Below are 23,808 nucleotides of genomic sequence, written 5' to 3' on the forward strand. Positions count from 1 at the left end.
AATGTTTGACTTGCTCATTTGCTTTTTTGATAGTGTGTGCTCACTTAAAATTTAACGTTGGCGCTTTGTTTTGTTCAGTTTTCAAAGAGCAATTTCACAATCATTCTTTCGAACGACTGTTTATTCATCATAACATCTTATTGATTAGTTGTCAACTTCTGCGAAGTTTTTAACTTATTTTAAATCGCTGTGTTTTTCAGCGACCATTTCATCTTATCATTTTCATAGTAAGAAGTCAATAGTTATTTCTTTCAGCAATCTGCCGAAAGTGATGAAGTTTTTCGTTTGTCTTAGTTGGTGCTTATTTATATTAATCCCATTTCACTTTAAAGTCAACGCCTTTTTTTCTATTTCTTATATTTATATCTTGCACAGGTTATTAGCTTCTTCATTTTATCAACAAATACAAGACAGTACTTATATAGTAGAAAGAATGGCAACGATACATGGAATAGATCTAATAAGTATCTTTATATCCTTTTTTTAATGCTTCATAATGATAATGAAATTCGGAATATAACCAAGTTGACTTCACATTTTTCCGTATGCTATTATATAACCAAGTAAAATAATCGGAATAGTTAATTTTATTCATAAACTTTCTTTCAATAAAACTTAGCTAAATTAAAGGAGATGGGATTATGACAGCAGCAATGGTAATACCAGGTGCGGAATCTTTTTTCTTACCCGGCAATTCTATCGGCATTCTTATTTGCCATGGTTTTAACGGAACGCCACAAAGTGTAAGGTATTTAGGTGAAAAATTTGCCGCCAAAGGCTTTACTGTCTTCGCTCCTCGACTGGCGGGCCACGGAACGGATGAATATGAAATGGAAACGAGTCATTACCAGGAATGGATACAAGATGTTGAAATGGCTTATGCAAAATTAAAGCGAACCTGCACCCATGTATTCGCCATCGGACAATCAATGGGAGGCGCCCTTGTTCTCGATTTAGCTACAAAAGTGGCTTGTGATGGAATTCTCACCATCAATGCCGCTCTCCAGGTTCCTGAATATGAAAAGTATCGTAACCAATCGGTTCCGCGCTTCGTTCCTGAAGGCAAGCCTGACATAAAAGACGATACAACTAAAGAAATCACATATGACCAAGTTCCGGCAAAAGCGATTAATCAATTGCTCGATATAATGGAACATACTAGTCAAAAACTAGTAGACGTTTCTTGCCCAATACTAATCTTCCATTCTCCAGAAGATCACGTTGTACCAGACTCTTGCTCCTATCAGATTTACGATGCTGTCATGTCCGGTGATAAGGAGATGGCTCCCCTTGAAAATTCATATCATGTGGCCTCGTTGGATCATGACAAAGATCATATCATCGATCGGTCATATCAGTTCATCCAAAGGTTAAGCAAAAGGGCAATAATCGCTTCTTAAACTCCTTTCTCATATAAATCAGGTTTACCCATACACTTCATGGGTATATATAGCATATAAAGAAAAAGGAGGTAACATAATGAGCGGTTTATCAGACAAAGTAAAAAGTGCTGTAAATAAAGTTAAAGGTGAAACGAAAGACCAAGTCGGAAACGCGAAAAATGATCCTCACTTACAAGCAGAAGGTAAAGTCGATAAATTAAAAGGCAATCTCCAAGATGGCATTAGTAAATTGAAAGATGACCGTTAATTGCAAATAGCCGCATACAGGATTCACTCTCTTAACGAACATTCTCATTTCATATAAAAAGTGACCCCCCTTTTTATAGAGAAGAGGCGGCAGATAATCTGCCGCCTCTTCCTTCTTCAATTTGCTTGAATAACAACAACACACATATCATCAGGTTGATCTTGCTGCATTTCCGGGGACATCAATAAATCGATAGGGGGAGATTCTTTACAATCAAACCACCTCGTCGAGACCACTTCTTTTATTTGGTCGAGTCCTTCCGTCCCTTCTCGATCTATCGCTTCCATGACTCCATCCGTAAATAGCATCAGCTGAATCTTCTCTTCATAATGAATGACGGATTTCTCTATTTTCATTTCCGAGAAGAACCCAACAGGACATGTCCCTTTTGAAAGTGAGGCCACTTTTCCATCGTCCATTAAAGCAAATCCCGGAGGATGTCCGGCATTTACATATTCCACTGTCTTTTGCTCTGTATCAATGATCATATAAATCGCGGTAAAATAATAATGCACTTGATTATCTTCTTTATTAAGGGTACTCATCCAGTGATTCATTTCGTTTATTACTGCCACTGGATCTGTATGTGTCCTGATGGCATCCCTCAATACGGAGGAAATGAACATGCACACAAGTGAGGCGGATATGCCATGCCCCATCATATCCAACAGGATGATCCCATACCGATTTTCATCGATGCGGTGCCAGTAGTACATATCCCCTGCTAATTTATTCGCAGGTAAGTATGATGCCCTTATAGTTAAGTGGTCATTTATAATGGGTTCACTTAATAAGCTGCTTTGAACCTGCATGGAAAGATCCAATTCATTGCGGATTTTTTCATCCTGCATTTTATGCCAATCTTTTTCATATTTAAGTCTTAACCCCACGCGAATCCTCGCAAGTAAATCTATTTTATTGATAGGCTTCATTATATAATCAATTCCACCAACATCAAGTGCCTCGGCGACCTTATTTGAATCTTCAAGGGCGGTCACAAAAATGACGGGTATATCTCTAAGGTGAGGAATACTTTGAAGTCTCCTGCACGCTTCTATCCCATCGATCTCCGGCATCATGATATCAAGCAGAATGATATCAACTGAAGTCTCTTTAGGTTGCGGACTATCCACCTGTAAATATTCAAACATCTCAACAGCTGAAGTTAATGATAGAAAATCCGTATAGCCAGCTCGTTTTAGAATTTTCTCTATAACGAAAAGGTTAACCTGGTTATCATCTACGATTAAAATCGTCATTCTTTCATTCCCCTTTTGGCTTATATCGAGCGGCAACATTTATCTTCATTTATGGATCGGCACTTTCTAAAACTCCCTTAAATATTATAACGAAGTTCTGTCTCATTTGATAATGATAAACCATGGCAGCGATTCTGGATGGAGACCAACTCATTATATATACCCCTTCTTCCGATACCTTAAACATAGAAATGCAAAAAAAGTGAAAATAATGCACTAAATCATAAAGAAAGAGTCCGCTTATATGCGGACTCTTTCTTTTTACAATTTCCGATAAATTCGTTCCTTTGAGTCAAAGTCCTCATAATCTTCCGAAAAGGATGATGTATGAAGTGTTTCCTTACTGCCAACCGCAAGGAAGCCATCTTTACAAAGACTGTCATAAAACAACTGATTAACATAGGTTTGTAATTCACCGGTAAAGTAAATCATCACATTCCGACACATGATGATATGAAACTCATTGAACGAACCATCAGTAACTAAATTATGCTGGAAAAACACAATGTTTTTAAGGAGATCCGAATGAAGATAAGCATTTTGATAATCGGTTGTATAATACTCCGAAAATTCCTGGTTACCTCCAGCTTGCAAGTAGTTTTTCGTATAAGACTGCATTCTATTTAAAGGTAATATCCCTTTTTCCGCATGACGGAGAACTTCATCATTCATATCAGTGGCATAAATCCTTGCCTTATCATAAAGTCCTTCTTCCTTGAGGATGATAGCCATGGAAAAGGCTTCTTCACCGGTCGAACAACCCGCATGCCAAATTCTGATTTCAGGAAGTTTTTTCAGGAGCGGTACAATATTCAAACGAAAGGCTTTAAAGAACTCCGGATCGCGAAACATTTCAGTGACATTTATTGAAAAATCTCTCAAAAGCTTCTCGACATACCCTTTTTCATATAAAACCATTTCTATCATTCCGCTAATCCTGCGAATATGGTCCAGTCTCATTCTATTTTCAACTCTTCTTTTTATTGAAGAACGCATATATTTACGAAAGTCAAAGCCAGAAACCGAATAAATGGCTTCTAATAATAATTCGATTTCCAAATCTTCTCTTTCTTCAATCGTTAAAGTATCCTTCATGCAAAACCTTCCTTACCCGTACGTTCTATCAATCAATTAGTCAGCCATACTCTTAGGACGGATAGCAGCTGATCCAATTTCAATGGCTTGCTGACATAATCGGAAGCGCCGGCCTTAAGGCATTTTTCCCTATCGCCTTTCATCGCTTTCGCAGTTAGCGCGATGATTGGAAGATCCTCGAACTTACTTTGCTCGCGAATTCTGGTCATCGTTTCGTAACCGTCCATGCCCGGCATCATGATATCCATCAATATAACATCTATATCGTTTCCTTTTTCAAGAAGTTCCAAACATTCGTAGCCGTTTTCAGCTGTAAGGATTTCCATCCCCTCATGCTTCAGCGCATTTTTCAGCGCAAATATATTACGGTGATCATCATCGACGACCAGTACTGTTTTATTGCAGAATGGTTTGGCCTTATCCCGATCTTCTTCTTCCATTATAACTACATCCGATTCTCCTTCACCGCCAAAAGGCGCTGCAGAATCATCGTGGTTAGCTGCTGCCACTTCCGGAGAAGCAGCTATTGCTTCACCGACATTTTTGAAGCCCTCTGGCATGCTTGGAATAAAGAAAGTAAAGGTACTGCCTTGCCCTTCTTCACTATCTACAATGACCCAGCCTCCCAGAAGTTTGGCAAACTCCCGGCAAATCGATAGCCCTAGGCCCGTACCGCCATATTTTCTCATAGTAGCTCCGTCACCTTGCTGGAACGCTTCAAAGATAAGTTTTTGCTTCTCTTTTGATATTCCGATGCCCGTATCCGTCACCTTAATTTCAACCCAATTGCTAGCTCCTTTTGTCTGTATCCATTGTGCTACATTTTCTTCATCAGCTTTTTGGATTTGGACGGACACAGAACCTTTTTCCGTGAATTTAAATGCATTGGATAATAGGTTTTTCAAAATTTGCTGGAAGCGCTGTTCATCCGTAAAGAAAATATCCGGAACGTTTTTACTTTTTTCTATTATAAAGTCAATGTTCTTTTTCTTCGCTACATGGTCGAAGTTACGGTGCAATAACTCAGGAAGTTCACTCAAATTCATTTCATCAAAGACAACTTCAAGCTTTCCGACTTCAACTTTTGATAAATCCAAAATGTCATTGATCAACGTTAATAAATCTTGGCCCGATGAATTAATGACACGAGCGAATTCCTGTTGCTCTTCATTTAATTTACTATCATTTGGATCTGAAAGCATTTCTGATAAAATCAGAATACTATTGAGCGGCGTCCGCAATTCATGGGACATATTTGCCATGAACTCAGATTTATATTTTGAACTTAACTTTAATTCTTCCGCTTGTTTTTCAAGATTTTGTTTTGCGACTTGAAGCTCTTTCGATTTTTCTTCAGTTTCACGATTTCTCTCTTCTAATTGTTCATTGATCATTCGCAACTCTTCAGCCTGGGTTTGCAGTTCCTCCGATTGGGCTTGCATTTCCTCTGACTGTGACTGCAATTCTTCCGATTGAGCCTGTAACTCTTCGGTCTGTGCTTGTGATTCTTTCAATAAACGCTCTATTTCCATCCGGCCCTCTACATTATTAATCGTGATTCCTAGAGTATCAAGAACCTGGTTAAGGAAAGATTTTTGCAACTTCGTAAAAGTCTCCAGACTTGCCAGTTCAACCATCGCCACAACTTCATCCTCAAAAACGACTGGTGCAATGAAAATGCTTTTCGGGTTGACTTCCCCCAATCCTGTCGTAACCAATTGAAAATCTTCAGGGATATCGTCAATGACTTTGGATTTCTTTTCAAGGGCGCATTGTCCGATCAACCCTTCGCCAAGACGGAATTCACGTCTGCCTGAGTCTTCGCCATCTCCAGCAAAGCTGGCAAGCTTCACAAAACGCATATCCACACCCTCACCCCGTTTGACGTAAAAAGCTCCAATTGAAGCTCCCATCATCGGTGCAAGCCTTGTAATGAACCGGTCAGCCAGAACTTCCACATCAACAATGCGCTGATACATGGTAGCTATATCTGCAACACGGGTCTGGATCCAGTTCTGTTCACTGATCTTTTCGGTGAAATCTTTCTCTTTTCGATTATAGTCTTCAAGCGATTCCGCCATATCATTGAACGATCTCGCTATATCACCAATTTCATCAGTAGTCCGAACCGGAACTCTTGGTATGACCGATAAATTTTTATAATCGATATTTTCGATGACCTTCGTAATCGATTGCAGATCTTTCGATGTACTGCGAATCATCCAAACAACTGTTACGGAAATAACCAAAATGCTGAGAATAACAGCAAAAATTACAAAACCGATCATATCTTCATAGGTTTGTTTCGAATTACTTAATGTATCTTTCATGACACCTTCTTGGTAATCCTTAAAGTCGTCCATCGTACTGATGACTTTCGTTCGTTTTTCCCTCTGGTCATTCATCAGGCTTGTTAGACTCGAAGAGTCTCCCGACTTTATCTTTTGGATGATCTCAGCCTCCGTTATGGAGTAAGAAGCATATTGAGTCTCGAACTCTTTCAATAATTGCTTTGCTTTCGCCTTATTTAACGAACCTGATAACCCAGCAATTTTAGACTCAATCAAACTATGATTCTCATTGATGATTTCGAGGCTCTCTGCTCTTTCTTCTTTGTTTGCATCATTAGCTGCAAACAGGATCTCACGGTCCGACCTGGAAAAAAGCTGACGGATTTCCATCGAATCTTGAACTTTTTCATAGCGATTTTCAACTATTTCAGTCATGCTGCTCTTTAAATTGTTAAGCGTAACCATCATGAAAGAAAGTAAAATAGCCAAGAAAAGCAAGATTAAACCAAATCCCAGCATTTGCTTCTTCTTAAAACCCATTTTCCCGCCCACCTTCGATACTTATTTATACCAGCCATAATAAACGGCATTGCAAAATAAATCTGAAAACTATCATTAATATTACTTTTATTCTTTGAAACTTTAAAATGATATATAGATAGATTCATTGCTCAAAGTCAATTTTAACATTTCCCAAGCTGAAATGGTTACCCTCAGTGTAATTTTTAAGGAATTCCTTTTCCAATTAAGTAACAGTCTGCCTTGACCATTGCCATCAACACCAAATAGACTTGTTCACACCTAATAAAAGCCGAAAGTTTCCACTTTCGGCTCTTGTTGTGATCCTGTTTATTTTATCTTCTGCACTTCAACATATAAAACATGGTGGCCGTCCATTTCCTTTACAGTAAATTCATATCCGGCGTATTCGATTTTATCCCCGACAGCAATCTCAAATCTGCCTGTCAGGAACCATCCTCCCAATGTATCGATATCTTCCTCCGGCAAATCGATTGCAAGGGTATCATTGACATCTTCAACCAATGTTTTAGCGTCGAATACATAATGCCCTTCATCAATCTTTTGAATGAGCGGACGTTCATCCTGGTCAAATTCATCACGGATTTCCCCAACGATTTCTTCAAGGATGTCTTCAACCGTAACAAGACCGGCCGTTCCGCCATATTCATCAGTCAAAACTGCCATATGGATCCGTTCCTTCTGCATTTTCAGCAGCAAATCATGAATGGCGATCGTTTCAAGGACACGGATGATGGGTGTCACAAAGGAATCCACCGTCAAAGCTGTTACATTATCTTCTGTAATCGTCGCTGTATAAAGTCGCTTGATATTGACCATTCCCACGACATTATCTTTATCACCGTCTATGACCGGATACCTTGTGTATTGTTCTTCTTGAATAAGTTCAACAACTTCCAATAATGGCATGCCTTTTTCGATAACGGTCATTTCCGTACGCGGAACCATGATTTCATTGGCAATACGCTCATCAAATTCAAATATCTGATTTACATATTTGTATTCCGATTGGTTGATCTCACCGCTTTTATAGCTTTCCGATAAAATGATGCGCAGTTCTTCTTCAGAATGGGCCATTTCTGACTCAGATGCTGGCTTTAATCCGAAAATGCCTGTCAGAAGGCGCGCAGAACCATTCAGTAACCAAATGAATGGGTATAAAATGCGGTAGAAGAGAATTAACGGCTTTGAAAAAAGCAAGGTTACCTCTTCAGCCTTTTGAATCGCAACCGTTTTAGGTGCCAATTCACCGACTACAACATGAAGGAATGTTACGGAACCGAATGCGATCAGGAACGAGATGATGTGACTTACGGATTCCTCTAATCCCCATTTGGTGAACAATGGTTTCAAGATCGCCTCGACCGTCGGTTCACCCAACACCCCCAAACCTAAGGCCGTTACCGTAATCCCCAATTGACAGGCAGATAAGTACTCATCAATATGGGATGTCACTTTCTTGGCTGCGAGGGCATTTCTATGCCCTTCCTCAATCAATTGATTGATTCGGGAACTTCTGACTTTCACGATTGCAAATTCCGATGCAACGAAAAATGCGGTTAATGCTATTAATACAGCTACTGCTAATAATTTTATAAAAATCTCCAATATGTGCGGGTTCGCCATATAGTGCCAATCCTTCTGACCTTCGGATTAACATGTACAGCTTAATCCCAAGCACCTCCTGTATAAATGGTTATTTTCGTTTCAAAAGCGATTTTTGCCTTATTACATGAACCAAAACCATTTAGCCTATATTCGTTAATATGCACCTTCGTGCATAAAACTATAGAGATAAATTTTAATCATACCAGCAACACTAGTAATGATTGGATCAAGGCCATGCTTTCACGGGATATCTGTTTTTTTAGAAGAAGCTCACTTTTTCCGCCCTTTTCGATCAAGCCGATGAATTCCTGAAGTTCCTCGTTCAGGCCATCCATTTTATTCTTGAGTTGAAGACCTTTTTCCTCAATTGCTGATGTGTCTTCATTATCCTTTTTAAGTAGTTCTTTAATATCTTCCAATGAAAGGTTTTCTCTTTTGTATCCCTCGATACGGCGGAGCCTTTCAAGTTCACCGACTGAATAATAACGGTAATTAGAGGCGGAACGTTCTGCTTTAAGCAAGCCTAGGTTCGTATAATAATCTACAGTTCGTTTCGTAACGTTCGCCATTTCCGCCAACTCGCCAATTTTTAAAGTCTCGTTCCCAACATAACCCCTCCTAACCGTCACGTGATGGTTTGACAAACTGAAAGCATGTCATTTCCTCCATGACGTTTTATTCCATAATCGTACATTATTTTATTTGAATTGAAAAATATTTATTACCCTCTTTTTACCCTTCAACGGAAAAACAAAAACCGATTAATTGAATAATCGGTTTAATTTTATCATTTAATCCACGGATTTATTTTTTTGTTTTAACTGAGAATTGATTGCTCAATATCTTAGGACCGCATTGGCATAGGGAAGAATGCTTTAGCTTTTTTATTGGTGTTCCGCATGTTTCACAAACTTTTGCTACCATTTATACTGTCCTCCTCACTTTAATTGCTTGTTGTATATATTATAACACCTTTATAATGATAATCAATACTAAATTAAAATAATTATAAATAAGGTGAGATTTTGGTTTTATTTTATTAGCTTTCCACTTCACAAGTGATTAAAATAAAGATAAAATATTATAAAACACATAAGGAAGGTTGGTATTAGTATGGCGAGTGAAATCCGTTCCATTCCCCGTCCCTTAGTACGAACGAATCAATGGGTCATTTTGTTAAGCGTAGCCACCGCCTTATTTACGGGACAAATATGGATATTAGTGATTCCTTTAACAGCAGGGCTTTTGGGTCTTCTCTTTAATTTCAATCCAGTGATGCGTCTCGCAAAGCTCTTTCTGAAAAAGAATCCCTCCGATTATATTCCTGAAGATCATTCACAGCAACAATTCAACCAGGCCATAGCAGTCGTTTGCTTAGGACTTGGATTCACTTCTTTCTTGCTCGGTTGGAACGTTACCGGTTATATATTCACCTTGATGGTCGGGGTGGCTTCTCTCATAGCCATTCTTGGATTCTGCATCGGCTGCTTCATCCTTTATCAATGGAAGCAATATTCCTATCGCCGATCTATTCGCTAATCCCACACATAAAATGGGACTGACATTTGTCAGTCCCATTTTATTATTCGGTTGCACGTAAGGAATTACTCTTTTTGACCCAAATGGTGGCCAATGCAATCAGCAATAATAATACACCTTGCGGCACCAGCGTTTCCATTGTTGGATAAAGACCTATCGTTTCTACAAATGGGAAGGAGCTGATCGTATTTGTCTGTATCACTTGAGAAACCTGAAGTGAGTGGATGGAGACTCCAAGAATCTTGAAAGCCAAGGCATATATGAATATTGTAGCCACTTTAAAGAATAGGGTCATCGGTAATTTCACACTGTACCGCAGCATGATGAAACCAATTACCACTAAAATGAGGAAGGCCAGGAAAATCCCGCTAAGCAGCTGCTTTAAATCCATATAAGGAGCCATTCCAGCATAAAAGATAATCGTCTCGGCACCTTCACGGAATATCGATAGAAAACTGATTAAAGCGAAAGAGATGATGCTACCCGTCGCAATGGCTTGGTTCATTTGCTTGCCGATATAACGGTTCCATGCATGGACATTCGATTTACCATGAAGCCAAAGACCAATTGTCAACATCATCAATACTGCTATTATCCCAGTGATTCCCTCAATATATTCCCGGCTTGAAGCAGCCGTGATCTGAGAGAAAACGATATTGATTATGACCGCCAATATGGAACTGGCAACTAAACCCGCACCCACTCCTGTCCAAATCCATTTTTGTTTGTCCGCTTGCCCGATTTTCTTAAGGAAGGACAATAATGTAGCTACAATCAAGAGTGCTTCCAACCCTTCCCGTAAAAGGATCAGAGCGGCATCCCATGTTGTATAGCCCGTATCATCAATTAAAGGGAGTAACCTTGTGTTTAAATCGGATACGATTCCCTTTGCTTCATCCACCTTTACATTTTTCGATTGCAATAGGCTGATTGCGGTCGGGACTTTCGTTTCCATATCACTGTAAAGCTTGCTGTCCCTTGTGGAGACCTCCCCTTCGACATTGGGCCAAATTGTTAAGATTTCATTAAGCTTATCAACGGCAGAATCGATGTCATCCTTTTCAATATCCGTTGCACTTCCTTGTAAAAGTTCTGTTACATCCCCAAGTGAATAGGTGTTCTTCTGGCTTCCTTCTTCAACTTTACCCGCAAGGAAATCCTCGATTAGACCCTTCAATTCAGTTAGATTTTTTTGGGCTTTTTCCGGATCAGGTGGGTCTTGGGTAATCGCTATCCGCACAAAGGCCATTTTCGTTTCAAACTCACCATATGTAGCAACACTTTTCTCCCTGACAATGACCTCTGCATCGGTCCATTGATTCAGGAGATTGGTATATTGAACTTTAGCTTGATCAAAGTCACCTTCAGTTATCAAAACCTCCAACTTATCTATTAATGGAAGTATCCCTTGTAACCGTTCTTTATAGTCAGTCTTGTCAACAGGGTTTTCGTTTGTATCATAAATAACAAGAGTACTTGATAATGCCGATAATCGCTTTTTGATTTCATCTGTGGAGTCTTGGTCGCTCACAGCACTTTTTACAGCGGATAGCTTCTCGTCGACTTTCCTCGCACTCTCGCTGTCCGTTTTTATCGTTTTCCAATCTTGCTCGAATAGAGCGATATTTTTCGATACTTCCTCAAGGTCGCCTGATTTTACCTTCATTAAACTATCGCCAATATAAACAAAGAGCTGATCATGGTTTTCACCCGCCGAAACCATCTTTATATCAGTCGAAAGAAATAAAAGACTGACGACTAAAACCAATATCCCACTCTTCCATCTAGAAACGGTCATAGTGGTCCCTCCTTATTCATGAACTAAAATCGCCAACTGGATAATATCCATGCTGGCGATTTTCACGTCATCATTTGAAATTATATTTATCCAAAAAGGGAATCCCCGATATAGCCACCCTTTTTCACACCTGGTAAACAAGCGAACATGGCACTGCCCCTGTGAACGATATATTCGTTGAGCTTATCATTTTTCGCCAGTCGCTCTTGTATGGGTATAAATTGTTTACTTGGGTTTCGCTGAAAACAAATGAATAGCAAGCCGGCATTGAAGCTCCCCGTTTTAGGATCCATTCCATCTGCATATGAATAGGGACGCCGCAATATCTTTGCTTTTCCGTCCCCCCTGGAGAGACTCATATGTGAATCTTCTGGAATGATCCGATTTCCATTTGGGTCTTTAGCTTCGAGATCAACGGTATCGAACTCACTTTTCATTCCTAGTGGAGCTCCACTGTCGCGATGACGGCCAAATGTATTTTCTTGTTCTTTCAATATAGTCCGGTCCCAAACTTCAATGTACATCTGGATTCGGCGCACCACCATATAACTGCCTCCAACAAGCCAGTCAGGACCGTCCTCACCCTTCACCCAAACATGCTCATTCATTTCATTATCATCATTCGTATCCGGATTGACCGTCCCATCCTTAAACCCGAATAAGTTCCGAGGTGTCGTTTTTTGTGAATCGGCTTGCTTAGTCCGTTGAAAACCTGTTTGTGCCCAATGAATGATCGTTTTTCCTCTGCCGATCCTCACTAAGTTCCGGACGGCATGGAAAGCCACTTGAAGATCATCCGCACATGCTTGAATACAAATATCCCCACCGCTCCATTCTTCTTCTAAAGCATCTAAAGGGAATTTGGGCAGGTCCTTTAATTCAGCAGGCCTTTTTGATTTCAAACCAAATCGATCTTTACCATCCTTCGAAAACAGGGTCGGACCCACTCCAAAAGTGATCGTTAAATTGGAAGGTGATAATTCTTTCGCTTCACCTGTATCCTTTGGGGGCATATTCGTATTAAGTGATGCTTCACCAATCAAATTCCCCGCTGTCATCTGAGCTGCAGCCTCTGTCCAATCCTTAAATAACTGGATTAAGTCGGACCTTTTATCCGTGGTTACTTCCAATGATGCGAAGTAAAGGTTATCTTGCGCTTCAGTGGTGATACCAGCCTGGTGCGCTCCATAAAAAGGAACAATATCCTTAGTTTGTCCCTTCGCCTTTTGTTCAGAAAGTGTCAGCAGCCCGCCAAACCCGGATGCCCCTATCACGACTCCGATTCCACCGACCCCTGCCGTTTTCAACATATTTCGACGACTCACCTTTTTTGTAAAAAGTCCGGTTTCATCTTTCGGCGTATGTTCTTTCAATTAAGATTCCTCCGTTACAATCCCTATTTGTGAAAGTGGTTCAGCTAATGCATCAATTGCTTGACTTAACTCTTTGACTTCAGATTCCTTTAAATCCGTATATGAGATGTATCCATTTCCTTCCTTATGCTTTTCAAGCAAGCCGTATACATCGTCAAAACGTTTTTGGATTTCCTCAGCAAGCTTCTCATCCTTTTCTTTTAGAGCTGGAGTAAGCAGTTCATAGATCTTCTCTGCACCTTCAACATTTGCCACGAAATCATATAAATCGGTATGGGAGTATCGGTCCTCTTCTCCTGTCACTTTACTCGTGGAAACTTCATTCAATAGATCCACCGCACCCGTGATCAACAAATCGGGTGTTACCTCAACCGTTTCAACTTTGGCACGAAGCAAATTGACATCACTCATTAGTTGCTCTGCATACTTTTCGTATCCTTTCGTTGTATTTTCTTTCCATAATCCCATTTCAATCCTATGGTAACCGCCCCATTCTTCATCTTTGACATCCCCTTCACGCGCATCGATTTTGGGATCAAGATCGCCAAAAACTTCAGCGATGGGTTCCGCTCTCTCATAATGCATCCGTGCTGGTGCGTATAATTCCTTCGCCTTTTCAATATCACCGGCAGATACGGCCGTAGTGAATTCTTCCGTTGCGTTTACGAACTCTTCTATTTCACCAATGGCATATTCCCGGTACTCGCTAGATACACCATCAAGCTTACTCGCACTCACTTCTTTGGCCTTATCATCTGCCGGTTTAGTTCCTTCCTTTTCCTGCGCACAGCCAAATAATAGACTGGTTGATAGTAAGACTGCTAATGACGCCTTTGCTTTCTTCATATTGTATTCTCCCTTTGAAATGATTTGTAGATTCATATTAGCAGATAATGAAATTCATTATCAATATATATTTTAATGGAAACATGACATTGTTCATTTTCTTCCAAAATATTCAACTATATCCCTTTTCCTTTCGGATGATAAGCCACCGGCTGCTAAAGATAAAAAAAGGCAGCCTATATATCAGCTACCTTTCACGCTCACTCATTAACTTGTCATTTTCTTTGTCCATGATTTTTGTGATATCCTCAATAAATTTATTGATTAACATTAGCTCTTGCTCATTATAAGCCGAACATAACTCCTTGGTTGCCATTGAGAGCGATTGATAGTGCGATTTAATCTGTTCCTGCCTTTCGGGTATCGGTGCAATCATTACCCTTCTTCCATCCAATTGATCTCGTTCTCTTTTAACATAACCGGATCTCTCAAGGCGATTGATCAGTGCCGTAACCGATCCCGTGCTCAATCCTGTAATTTTAGATAATTCACCGGCGGTAATCGATCCTGTTTCATCCAATATTTCAGCACTCTTCAAGTCCGTATGGGAAACCCCTATTTTCTGGGCCATGTTTTGCTGAAATAAAACGGACCTCATCCCATACCGCTGCAATCTGTGTGTTAAACTCTCTAACAGAGCTGCATTCAACCCATTATCGCTTGACATAAAATGCCACCCCTTTTACACTTAAATTTATCTTGATTTTCAAGATAAATATTTTGTTTCATCTTAACGTTTACCACTCAACCATGTAAAGGAAATTCATTAGCTGGTTGATTTGAAGGAGGAAAATAAATGAACAATCAAAAAAAACAAAAGTTCATTGTTGCCGGTTTACTATTGGGTATCTTGATGTCAGCAATGGATAATACGATTGTTGCGACTGCAATGGGAACGATCGTTTCTGATTTAGGCGGGTTCGATAAGTTCGTATGGGTGACATCTGCCTATATGGTCGCAACTATGGCAAGTATGCCGATTTTCGGTAAGCTTTCCGACATGTATGGAAGAAAGCGGTTTTTTATTTTTGGACTTATAGTCTTTTTGGTCGGTTCCGCATTATGCGGCATGGCTCAGAGCATCGTGCAGTTAAGTATCTTCCGTGCAATCCAGGGGATAGGCGGAGGCGCTTTGATGCCTATAGCCTTTACGATCATTTTTGATATTTTCCCACCTGAAAAACGCGGGAAATTAACTGGCCTTTTCGGCGCTGTATTTGGGGCCTCAAGTGTATTGGGACCGCTTTTAGGTGCTTATATTACTGAATACTCCAGCTGGCACTGGATTTTCTACGTCAATGTTCCGATTGGGGTCATATCTTTATTTTTCATCTGGAATTATTATAAGGAGTCACCCAACACCCAAGAGCAAAAAATTGATTGGGGTGGCGCAGCAACTCTCGTCATTGCCGTTATCAGCTTAATGTTCGCTCTCGAACTGGGCGGGGAGTATGGCTGGAGTTCCTCTCCTATCATAGGTCTGTTTGCCAGTTTTGTGGTTTTCTTCGTTTCATTTTTCTTTTTCGAAAAAAGAGCCAAAGATCCAATCATTTCATTATGGCTGTTTAAAAGGCGATTATTTGCCACTTCTCAGATTTTAGCCATTCTTTATGGCGGTACATTCATTATTTTAACCGTCTATATCCCGATTTTCGTTCAGGCAGTTTATGGTGGTTCCGCAACAAATGCCGGATTGATCCTAACTCCCATGATGCTTGGTTCTGTTTTCGGCAGTGCAGTTGGCGGGATATTCAATACAAAAACAAGCTTTCGCAACTTAATGACGATTTCCGTCATCTGTTATTTTGCAGGAATGCTTCTATTAGGGACCATCACCCCTGATACCAGCAGGACTTTATTAACCATGTACATGATTCTGACTGGATTTGGCATGGGCTTTTCCTTCTCACTTTTGCCTATTGCGTCCATTCACAACTTGGAACCTAGGTTCAGGGGGTCGGCCAACTCCACAAACTCATTCCTCCGTTCTTTTGGGATGACACTCGGTGTAACGATTTATGGAGCGATTCAGACTAATGTATTCACAAGTAAAATGACGGATGCTTTTAAAGGAATGCAAGGTGGTCCGGATACAGCCGGATTGATGGATGACCCACGTGAGCTCTTCCAATCGGATGCACGTGCCGAGATTCCGGACTTCATCCTGGATAAAATCGTTCATGCGATGTCCGATTCGATTTCATTGATATTCACCTTGGCCCTTATTCCAATCGGTCTTGCTGCAGTCACTGTGTTCTTCATGGGAAAAACAAGAGTGGAAACACCTTCAAAAAAGGAATCATTGCAATAAACATAAAGCGCTGCACTTGCAGCGCTTTTTTTCCGAAAAACCATTCTACTACTATTGAAATACCTTGCAGCGGAACTAGAGGTGTCTAAATCCTCAGGCTACTTGGGTCGCTTGATCAATGATGATGGCATCCACTTCACTTCAGAAGGGTACCAGCAAATCACCCTGGCCATATTCAGTGATTTGCAAAACATATGGAAGAGGATATCCTTCCGCAGCCATAAAACAGTAAAAAGGCAAAGCATGGCGCTTTGCCTTTTTTGACCTTACAGACTTTTCACTTCCACGTTTTCCGGAAGCTTGAATGGATTTTCGGTGTTGATCCGGTCATAAAACATCATCCCGTTTAAATGATCTAACTCATGCTGAAAAACGATTGCAGCAAAGCCCTTCAGCCGCATCTCTATTTCCTTGCCATTACCATCCAACGCTTTAATTTTAACTCGTTCATAACGCGGTACATAACCTTTAATATCACGGTCGACAGAAAGGCAGCCTTCACTTTGCGGTAAATAGATCATTGTGGCCGAATGACTGATGATTTTCGGATTTACAAGGGCATATTCAAACAGCTTCCCCTTTTCATCGGGAAAATACATGACGAACATGCGTTTATTCAAGCCTATCTGATTTGCAGACAACCCAACTCCTTCACGCAAGTTGAACTTCTTTTGGAATTTTGGATCCTGACTATTTTTCAGGTATTGCATCATGCATTCCAACGTTTCACGATCTTCATCCGAAATCGGCAGGCTAACTTCATCCGTTACCTGACGCAGAATGGGATCCCCTTCCCTAACGATATCCTTCATCGTAATCATATAGTCTTTTATAAATTTACTCATAGAACTTCACACTCTTCTACCATTTTATTTTTTCATGACTTAGACCATTTCACTTTAGCATTTCGCTTTTAAAAAGTCTAATATGCTGGTTAGATTAAATATTTCTAAATTCCGGTCTCTTTAAACTTCCATAATAGATATTATTTCTTGCATTTTACATCATTTACCTTTAATTTAAGGTATAAAGACCTATAGATTACATGTTTAAAAATTTTATACTGGATATATACTCTTAAAGGAGATGAAAAATTGAACTCGAACTCTAAATTAGTTTCGAAATTGCTGCCGTTCCTTACGGCTCTCATTGTGATAATTGCTGGAGTCAGTTGGTATGTTGTTACTCAGTCAAAGGATATGGTCATTCCCTTTTCTTCGGTGGAAAAGACGATTAAAGCCCAAAATGGAGCCCTAGTCACCATTGAAGAAAAAAGAAATGGCACTCTTCACATCTCCACGCCAGATGGAGAATATGTTTCCAATATTCCTCCCAACAGTCAAATGATCAATAAACTTGTCGAAACTTATAACGTTCAATATTCTTTTTCATCAACTAATAAATCTGCATTATGGATTTTAGGCGGATTAATGGCGGCTCTCGTCACAACCGGTGTCATAATACAGAAAAAATCAAAGAACGGATTGCGGATCGGCAGTAAAAAACAAAGCCTTTCCACCCCAAAGCCCCTGCCAGAGATAACTTTGGATGATGTAGGCGGTTTGCAATCCGAAATCAAACAGGAAATCCTACAGACACTCACTACACTGAAGGAACCTGAACGTTCAGCTAAAATTGGAATTAAGCCGCCTCAAGGCATTTTATTATATGGCCCCCCTGGAACGGGGAAAACGCTGCTTGCACAGGCAATTGCAAAAGAGCTAGGTGCAAACTTCTTCTCAACGAGCGGTTCAGCCTTCAACGAAATGTTTGTTGGAGTCGGGGCAGCCCGTGTCCGCAGCCTTTTCCAAAATGCACGTAAGCAATCGCCAGCTGTCATTTTCATCGATGAAGTGGACGCGTTGGCTGGTAAAAGGAAAGCTCATGGCGGGGAAGAAGGCGAAAAAACGTTAACTGAACTGCTTGTGCAATTGGATGGAGGCCATCCAAATGAAGGCATTTTATTCATTGCAGCGACCAACCGGAAAGATATGCTCGATGAGGCATTTCTACGTCCGGGCAGGATCGATTTTTCTTTCCAAGTTCCACTTCCAGATACACAAGGAAGAAAGGAAATCATCGATATCCATACGAAAGGAAAGCGTCTAGCGACAGATGTCCTGGCTTCCCTGGATGAGTTGGCTGAAAGTACATCCGGTTTCTCCGGCGCTGACTTAAGCTCCCTGTTCGATACTGCCTCACGTCATGCCCTGAGGAATGAACAGGACATGATTCGTAAACAGGACCTTGATTACGCCATTGACCGTACGATACTTGGAGCGACATCACGTACCTTGAATGATACGGATACGAAGCGGCGCGTGGCCATTCATGAAAGTGGACATGCCCTGATTGCAGCTTTGACAAAGCCCGGTTCCGTCCGAAAGGCGACCATCATTCCGCGTGGGGAAGCCCTTGGATATGTAGCGCCAATACCAAAAGAACTTCATCTGGCAACAGCCAGTGAATTGCTTGATCAAGTCAAAATGATCTTAGCAGGTGGCGTGGCGGAAAGAATGTATCTAGGAGAACATAGCATCGGTGTAGGCGGAGATGTACAACAGGCGAAGCACCTGCTTGAACAAATGGTCGATACCGGAATGCTTCAAGATGGATTTACCCTCACCTTTAATAAAGGTGAGAAGGAGCAAAAGATGCAGGAATTATTCACAAAAGCGATTTCTGAAACGGAAATGCTGATTGATTCGAATCGCTTACAATATGAAGAGCTCGTTGAAGAGTTATTGAAAAAAGAGACACTTGAGGGATCAGAGGTTCAGCGTATCGTTGATGCTTCAGAAATAACCGGCATATGCTCGAATGCTTAAGACTCTTTTCCGCTGAGTCTTAAGTACCTAATATAATTTTTAGAGCCTGTTTCCAATCTACAGGCTCTTTTTTTTATCATATATGGCCGCAATACAAATAAATGATTGCAGGAAATTAACCAGATGGAAATTCCCCATCCTAATCAACACGATATGTTCCTTTCCGATTTTTCCTCCCCTTGTTGCTTCAATCCAAAGAACAATATTTGCTTTTTGCCTTTCTTGGTTTGTACTTCTTCCCGTAACACTCCGGCAACATTGACCAGCGTCTCTATGTCAAGTTCCTTCCATGGATTTACTGGGAGAGACCTATTCCTTACCATGCACATTTCTCTTCAAAGCAAAACGTAAGGCCCTGTTAATCAAAGGTGGCAAAACTGAAAGATGCCCTTCCCCTTCAAACTCCTTGAATTGAACATTTACTCTGCCAGCCTTTCTGGATAAACGTTTTGATAATTCCAAAGCATTTTCGTTCATGCCGCTTTTATGGGTGCCTTCCAGCTCCCCCACACCAAGCAATAAGGAGATATCACCATTTCCTTGATTTAATCGGGAAAGAAACCCACCCTCCTCCTCACGAAACCACTTTTTGTTCCAATGGAGAGAAGGGCTTCCAGCTATATATGTTTGGAAAGCATACGGATTTTCAAAAAGAACATATAAAGCGAAAAGACCGCCAAGGGAATGCCCGAAAAGCGTTTGGCTATTGAGATTGACCTTATACCTTTTACCGATTTCCGGTTTTAAATCTTCTTCTATGAATTTCAGAAAGTTTTCCGCTCCTCCATGTGAAGGCCATGGACTTCCGTCTGGTCTTACAGGTAACTCACTAACCTCAACAGGCAGAGTGAAATCATAATATCGTTCAGAAGAAAATGGTTCATCGGTGGCATATCCAATACCCACAATGATGGCGGGAACCACTCCTGACTTTTCCGGCCGGCGCGATTGCAATCGTACCGCCTCAACCATCGTTCCAAAAACAGAATTTGCGTCCAGCAAATAAATGACCGGATATCCCGAGGGTGGCGGCTCTCCCAATGGTTTTGATACAAAGATTTGGTATTCACGTTTCCCATTACTAGAATGCATGTGAAGCTGTTGAGTTCCTTTGATCGTAACCTCTGTACTGGCAGTTATTTTGTCCATTTTTTTATGCATCATCTAAATGAATCCCCCCCAACCTCTAATACTAGTAATTTTATTCATTGTTTACTTCTCAAATAATTTAATCTCTCTTAATTTCAGCCTAGAATGAAATTGAGAAAGATCACCACAACATCGGTAATGATAATCTTTCTCAATTAATTTATCAACCATACACCGCAATTTTTTTCCTATCATTTTACAAAAAGGGGCTTTTCGATCCCTTTCTCCCCTGATTTTCAAGCCTTTTTGAAATACCAAAAACATTATTATGGAAAATTATTCTTGAAATAATAGAAAATTAATTATATATTTAATAGCATGTTGAATTGATAATGATAATCGTTATCAAATACTACATAGAAATATTAATCTTTATTTTGCAACCCAGCTGGTAAAGGAAGTGAAAAAATCGGTTATTACAATTAAAGTTTTTTCTGCGTGAACAATGAAGAAGCGATAAATTTATATTCCAGAAATCCAAAAAGGAGAACCGACAAATGAAAAAGAAATTATTCGTACTTGGTATGGCAACAGTATTCAGTTTAGGGCTTGGCGCTTGCGGTAATGCCGAAAAGACTTCCGAGGATGCTTCAGAAAAAAGCAAAGTGACTGATTCGGCTAAAAAAGAAGCAAAGACCCAAACTGTCACATATCTGGATAAGGAGTATACAATCCCAGCCAAAGTTACCAGTATCGCCACTGCTAGTTTGGAATCAATGGAAGATGCAGCCATATTAGGAGTTAAACCTGCTGGTGTTGTTACTGTAGGTGGGGAAATACCTGAATATTTAGCTAAAGACCTCGAAGGTGCTAAGTCGATCGGTGAAAAAATGCAGCCAAACTATGAGACTCTTCTTGGGATGAAACCTGATGTCATCATGTGGTCTTCTAAATCTCCAGCTAATGTGACGGAACAGTTGGAAAAAGTGGCGCCAACATTCCCTTATTCACATATTTCGACAAATTGGGAAGACAACCTGCGGTTAATGGCCAGCCTTACAGGTAAAAAAGATGAAGCTGAAAAAATCATCACAACCTATAATGATGACGCCGCAAAAACAAAACTGGAACTCGGTGAAAAACTGAAGGATAAAAAGGTATTAGTGGTGAGGATCCGGAACGGCAGCCTATTCCTTTATCCTGAGGATGTGTATTTCAACCCAGTAATCTATAAAGATCTAGGCTTGACTGTCCCTGAAGAAATCAAGCCTATTAAAGCACAAGAAATGATTTCATTAGAAAAATTTGCGGAACTTGACCCAGATTATGTCTTCTTGCAATTCACGGAAAGTGAAAATGCGCAAAAACCTGAAGCTTTAAAAGAGCTGCAAAATAACCCGATCTGGATGAGCATCACGGCAGTAAAAGATAATAAAGTGTTTGTAAACTCGGTTGATCCTCTTGCTCAAGGCGGAACGGCTTGGAGTAAAACGGCTTTCCTGAAGGCTGCCACGGAAGAATTAGCTAAATAAACAGTAAGGTGCGTTGAATGATATGGCAAAAACAAATTCATTACCAATAATAATTCTTTGTATGGCACCCCTATTGATTTGTATATCGATCGTTTTATCCATTTTATACGGTGCCAAAAATATAGATTCCATAACGGTATGGAATGCGATTTTCCACTATGACTCTGGTAACGTCGACCATACCATCATTATGGCTTCTCGCTTGCCTAGAGTTTTGGGTGCCCTCCTTGTTGGGGCATTTCTAGCCATATCAGGAGCACTCATGCAGGGGATGACAAGAAATTATCTTGCATCCCCTTCAATTATGGGAGTGACTGATGGCTCTGCGTTCGTGATTACACTTTGTATGGTATTTGCTCCGGGTATGTCTTCATTCCAAATGATCCTCTTTTCCATGATAGGTTCTGCATTGGGAGCCGGAATTGTCTTTGGTTTTGGGTCGCTGCTTCCAAATGGATTATCCCCCGTTCGATTGGCAATAATCGGAACCGTCATCGGGACATTTCTAAGCAGTATTTCGGCAGCCATAGCATCCTATTTCCAAATTTCCCAAAATGTAAGTTTTTGGTACAACTCAAGGCTGCACCAGATCGATCCCAATGTACTGAAATTGGCGATACCGTGTGGAATGGTGGGAATCATCCTCGCCCTATTCATCTCAAAATCCATTACGATATTATCTTTAGGCGAAGAAATTTCCATCAATTTAGGTCAGCGCACAAAAATAATAAAAGCTGTGGCCCTCCTTTCCGTCATCTGCTTAACGGGAATTGCAGTGGCGCTTGTAGGGAAAATCGGTTTTGTTGGACTTATCATCCCCCACATCACCCGGTTTTTAATCGGGATCGATTATAAGTGGATCGTTCCATGCGCAGGGGTAATTGGTGCGGTTTTTCTAGCTCTGTGCGATGTATTGAGCCGGTTTGTTAATTATCCATTCGAAACCCCCATAGGAGTCGTCACTTCCCTGATCGGCATTCCTTTCTTCCTGTACTTAATAAGAACGAAAGGAGGAGAAAAGAATGGATAAGAATTTACGGTGGCGCTTCACCATCACGATGAGCATCATTTTATGTTTAATCGTTGTTACAAGTTATTTTAGCTTGATATCCGGTACATTCGACATGACCGTCAAAGCTGTCCTTCAAACCTTATTCAGGGTGAATCCAGTGTCCGATTTTGATTTGGTCATCTTTGATTTCAGGCTCCCCCGCATTGTGATTGCCGGTTTGGTGGGAGTGAGCTTAGGAATTGCAGGGACTGTCATTCAAGGGGTCACGAAAAATGGCCTGGCCGATTCCGGTATTCTCGGTATTAATGCCGGTGCTGGGACAGCCATTGTCATTTTCATGTTTTTCTATCAAGGTCAAAACAGCGGCTCGGACTGGTTCTCCATTATGAGTTTTCCGCTATTCGGTTTGGTGGGCGGGCTTTTGGCTGCCCTATTGATTTTCCTTTTCTCTTGGAAGAATGGCACCCTGGACATGGGTCGCCTGTTACTGACCGGAATCGCCATAGGCTCGGCGTTTGGTGCCCTTTCCTTATATTTATCATTAAAAATGAAATCAAGCGATTTTGAAATGGCAACAGTTTGGCTCTCAGGTACGATATATGATGGCAACTGGAAATACATCGCATCCATGTTACCCTGGATGATAGTCCTGATTCCGATTATTAAGAAAAAGGCTTATTTACTTGATTTGTATCAGTTGGAAGAATCGAGTGTTAAAAGTTTGGGGATTACAGTGGAAAAGGAAACGATCATCCTCTTACTCTGCAGCATCGGATTGGTGGGCGCCTCCGTTTCCGTATCGGGCAATATTGGATTTGTAGGTTTAATGGCTCCCCACATATCCAAGCATCTAGTAGGAATCCATCATAATCAGGTCATCCCCGTATCCGGGGCAGTCGGCGCATTACTAGTCATCCTATCCGACTTTATCGCAAAAACCGTTTTTGCACCGGCTGAATTGCCAGTCGGGATCGTCATCTCAATCATTGGTGTCCCATATTTTCTTTATTTACTAATTAAAGCTAAAGCGTAGAAGG

The 23,808-nt window shown here is 40.7% G+C and carries 20 protein-coding genes; 8 read left to right on the forward strand and 12 right to left on the reverse strand.

The window, feature by feature from the left end:
- The first annotated feature begins 641 nt into the window (after window positions 1-641).
- The gene (locus tag BW986_RS26745; RefSeq protein WP_076372552.1) at window positions 642-1,400 is read left to right on the forward strand and encodes an alpha/beta hydrolase; all 759 of its coding nucleotides are present in this window, start codon (window positions 642-644) and stop codon (window positions 1,398-1,400) included.
- Between the two features lie 79 nt (window positions 1,401-1,479).
- A complete protein-coding gene (locus tag BW986_RS26750; protein ID WP_076372554.1) occupies window positions 1,480-1,650 on the forward strand; it encodes a CsbD family protein in 171 nt (56 codons plus the stop codon).
- A gap of 116 nt (window positions 1,651-1,766) precedes the next feature.
- Here the strand turns inward: BW986_RS26750 and BW986_RS26755 are convergent, their stop codons facing one another.
- The 5 genes from BW986_RS26755 to BW986_RS26775 form a co-directional block, all read right to left on the reverse strand.
- Complete coding sequence (locus BW986_RS26755) at window positions 1,767-2,909, reverse strand: PP2C family protein-serine/threonine phosphatase (RefSeq protein ID WP_076372556.1); 1,143 nt, start codon at window positions 2,907-2,909, stop codon at window positions 1,767-1,769.
- A 261-nt stretch (window positions 2,910-3,170) separates the two neighbouring features.
- Entirely contained in the window at window positions 3,171-4,004 is an 834-nt protein-coding gene (locus BW986_RS26760; protein WP_076372558.1) for a CheR family methyltransferase, read from the reverse strand.
- A 32-nt stretch (window positions 4,005-4,036) separates the two neighbouring features.
- Complete coding sequence (locus BW986_RS26765) at window positions 4,037-6,835, reverse strand: response regulator (protein ID WP_076372560.1); 2,799 nt, start codon at window positions 6,833-6,835, stop codon at window positions 4,037-4,039.
- A gap of 309 nt (window positions 6,836-7,144) precedes the next feature.
- On the reverse strand, window positions 7,145-8,461 hold the full coding sequence (locus BW986_RS26770; protein ID WP_397223200.1) for a hemolysin family protein: 1,317 nt from the start codon (window positions 8,459-8,461) through the stop codon (window positions 7,145-7,147).
- 179 nt (window positions 8,462-8,640) lie between these two features.
- Entirely contained in the window at window positions 8,641-9,072 is a 432-nt protein-coding gene (locus BW986_RS26775) for a MerR family transcriptional regulator (protein ID WP_260321009.1), read from the reverse strand.
- A gap of 484 nt (window positions 9,073-9,556) precedes the next feature.
- Here BW986_RS26775 and BW986_RS26780 point away from each other — a divergent pair, with 484 nt between their 5' ends.
- Entirely contained in the window at window positions 9,557-9,982 is a 426-nt protein-coding gene (locus tag BW986_RS26780) for a DUF4395 domain-containing protein (RefSeq protein ID WP_076372562.1), read from the forward strand.
- 43 nt (window positions 9,983-10,025) lie between these two features.
- On the opposite strand, the gene BW986_RS26785 is transcribed toward BW986_RS26780, so the two are convergent.
- The 4 genes from BW986_RS26785 to BW986_RS26800 all read right to left on the reverse strand — a co-directional run bounded on the left by BW986_RS26785 (window position 10,026) and on the right by BW986_RS26800 (window position 14,666).
- The gene (locus BW986_RS26785) at window positions 10,026-11,780 is read right to left on the reverse strand and encodes an FTR1 family iron permease (protein WP_076372564.1); all 1,755 of its coding nucleotides are present in this window, start codon (window positions 11,778-11,780) and stop codon (window positions 10,026-10,028) included.
- An 86-nt stretch (window positions 11,781-11,866) separates the two neighbouring features.
- Window positions 11,867-13,153 (reverse strand): iron uptake transporter deferrochelatase/peroxidase subunit, encoded by a 1,287-nt coding sequence (efeB, locus tag BW986_RS26790; RefSeq protein ID WP_076372566.1) that lies wholly within the window; start codon window positions 13,151-13,153, stop codon window positions 11,867-11,869.
- A complete protein-coding gene (gene efeO, locus BW986_RS26795) occupies window positions 13,154-13,999 on the reverse strand; it encodes an iron uptake system protein EfeO (RefSeq protein WP_076372568.1) in 846 nt (281 codons plus the stop codon).
- A gap of 187 nt (window positions 14,000-14,186) precedes the next feature.
- Window positions 14,187-14,666 (reverse strand): MarR family winged helix-turn-helix transcriptional regulator, encoded by a 480-nt coding sequence (locus BW986_RS26800; protein ID WP_076372570.1) that lies wholly within the window; start codon window positions 14,664-14,666, stop codon window positions 14,187-14,189.
- A 129-nt stretch (window positions 14,667-14,795) separates the two neighbouring features.
- Between BW986_RS26800 and BW986_RS26805 the strand changes: the two genes are divergently transcribed.
- Window positions 14,796-16,310, forward strand: a complete 1,515-nt coding sequence (locus BW986_RS26805; protein ID WP_076372572.1) for an MDR family MFS transporter — start codon at window positions 14,796-14,798, stop codon at window positions 16,308-16,310.
- 266 nt (window positions 16,311-16,576) lie between these two features.
- On the opposite strand, the gene def is transcribed toward BW986_RS26805, so the two are convergent.
- Window positions 16,577-17,155 (reverse strand): peptide deformylase, encoded by a 579-nt coding sequence (gene def, locus BW986_RS26810; RefSeq protein WP_076372574.1) that lies wholly within the window; start codon window positions 17,153-17,155, stop codon window positions 16,577-16,579.
- A 249-nt stretch (window positions 17,156-17,404) separates the two neighbouring features.
- Between def and BW986_RS26815 the strand changes: the two genes are divergently transcribed.
- Entirely contained in the window at window positions 17,405-19,138 is a 1,734-nt protein-coding gene (locus BW986_RS26815) for an AAA family ATPase (RefSeq protein ID WP_076372576.1), read from the forward strand.
- A 143-nt stretch (window positions 19,139-19,281) separates the two neighbouring features.
- On the opposite strand, the gene BW986_RS26820 is transcribed toward BW986_RS26815, so the two are convergent.
- Both BW986_RS26820 and BW986_RS26825 read right to left on the reverse strand, forming a co-directional pair.
- Window positions 19,282-19,461: a hypothetical protein gene (locus tag BW986_RS26820; RefSeq protein ID WP_076372578.1), complete on the reverse strand. Its 180-nt coding sequence runs from the start codon at window positions 19,459-19,461 to the stop codon at window positions 19,282-19,284.
- On the reverse strand, window positions 19,448-20,302 hold the full coding sequence (locus BW986_RS26825; RefSeq protein ID WP_076372580.1) for an alpha/beta hydrolase: 855 nt from the start codon (window positions 20,300-20,302) through the stop codon (window positions 19,448-19,450). The genes BW986_RS26820 and BW986_RS26825 overlap by 14 nt, the downstream gene beginning before the upstream one ends.
- A gap of 482 nt (window positions 20,303-20,784) precedes the next feature.
- Between BW986_RS26825 and BW986_RS26830 the strand changes: the two genes are divergently transcribed.
- Genes BW986_RS26830 through BW986_RS26840 form a run of 3 tightly spaced genes read left to right on the forward strand, consistent with a single transcriptional unit; the run spans window position 20,785 to window position 23,804 of the window.
- Window positions 20,785-21,759 carry an iron-hydroxamate ABC transporter substrate-binding protein gene (locus tag BW986_RS26830; protein ID WP_076372582.1) on the forward strand — a complete coding sequence of 325 codons (975 nt, stop codon included), beginning with the start codon at window positions 20,785-20,787 and terminating at the stop codon, window positions 21,757-21,759.
- Window positions 21,760-21,781: 22 nt separating this feature from the next.
- Window positions 21,782-22,789 (forward strand): FecCD family ABC transporter permease, encoded by a 1,008-nt coding sequence (locus BW986_RS26835; protein ID WP_076372584.1) that lies wholly within the window; start codon window positions 21,782-21,784, stop codon window positions 22,787-22,789.
- Window positions 22,782-23,804 carry a FecCD family ABC transporter permease gene (locus BW986_RS26840; RefSeq protein WP_076372586.1) on the forward strand — a complete coding sequence of 341 codons (1,023 nt, stop codon included), beginning with the start codon at window positions 22,782-22,784 and terminating at the stop codon, window positions 23,802-23,804. Before BW986_RS26835 ends, BW986_RS26840 begins: the two co-directional genes overlap by 8 nt.
- The last annotated feature ends 4 nt before the right edge of the window (window positions 23,805-23,808 follow it).

Source organism: Peribacillus simplex, from assembly GCF_900156045.1.
Lineage (GTDB): Bacteria > Bacillota > Bacilli > Bacillales > DSM-1321 > Peribacillus > Peribacillus simplex_D.

Coding starts and splice junctions, on each gene's coding strand:
- BW986_RS26745 (WP_076372552.1), top strand. CDS start 642: ATGACAGCAGCAATGGTAATACCAGGTGCGGAATCTTTTTTCTTACCC.
- BW986_RS26750 (WP_076372554.1), top strand. CDS start 1,480: ATGAGCGGTTTATCAGACAAAGTAAAAAGTGCTGTAAATAAAGTTAAA.
- BW986_RS26755 (WP_076372556.1), bottom strand. CDS start 2,909: ATGACGATTTTAATCGTAGATGATAACCAGGTTAACCTTTTCGTTATA.
- BW986_RS26760 (WP_076372558.1), bottom strand. CDS start 4,004: ATGAAGGATACTTTAACGATTGAAGAAAGAGAAGATTTGGAAATCGAA.
- BW986_RS26765 (WP_076372560.1), bottom strand. CDS start 6,835: ATGGGTTTTAAGAAGAAGCAAATGCTGGGATTTGGTTTAATCTTGCTT.
- BW986_RS26770 (WP_397223200.1), bottom strand. CDS start 8,461: ATGGCGAACCCGCACATATTGGAGATTTTTATAAAATTATTAGCAGTA.
- BW986_RS26780 (WP_076372562.1), top strand. CDS start 9,557: ATGGCGAGTGAAATCCGTTCCATTCCCCGTCCCTTAGTACGAACGAAT.
- BW986_RS26785 (WP_076372564.1), bottom strand. CDS start 11,780: ATGACCGTTTCTAGATGGAAGAGTGGGATATTGGTTTTAGTCGTCAGT.
- efeO (WP_076372568.1), bottom strand. CDS start 13,999: ATGAAGAAAGCAAAGGCGTCATTAGCAGTCTTACTATCAACCAGTCTA.
- BW986_RS26800 (WP_076372570.1), bottom strand. CDS start 14,666: ATGTCAAGCGATAATGGGTTGAATGCAGCTCTGTTAGAGAGTTTAACA.
- BW986_RS26805 (WP_076372572.1), top strand. CDS start 14,796: ATGAACAATCAAAAAAAACAAAAGTTCATTGTTGCCGGTTTACTATTG.
- def (WP_076372574.1), bottom strand. CDS start 17,155: ATGAGTAAATTTATAAAAGACTATATGATTACGATGAAGGATATCGTT.
- BW986_RS26820 (WP_076372578.1), bottom strand. CDS start 19,461: ATGGTAAGGAATAGGTCTCTCCCAGTAAATCCATGGAAGGAACTTGAC.
- BW986_RS26825 (WP_076372580.1), bottom strand. CDS start 20,302: ATGATGCATAAAAAAATGGACAAAATAACTGCCAGTACAGAGGTTACG.
- BW986_RS26830 (WP_076372582.1), top strand. CDS start 20,785: ATGAAAAAGAAATTATTCGTACTTGGTATGGCAACAGTATTCAGTTTA.
- BW986_RS26835 (WP_076372584.1), top strand. CDS start 21,782: ATGGCAAAAACAAATTCATTACCAATAATAATTCTTTGTATGGCACCC.
- BW986_RS26840 (WP_076372586.1), top strand. CDS start 22,782: ATGGATAAGAATTTACGGTGGCGCTTCACCATCACGATGAGCATCATT.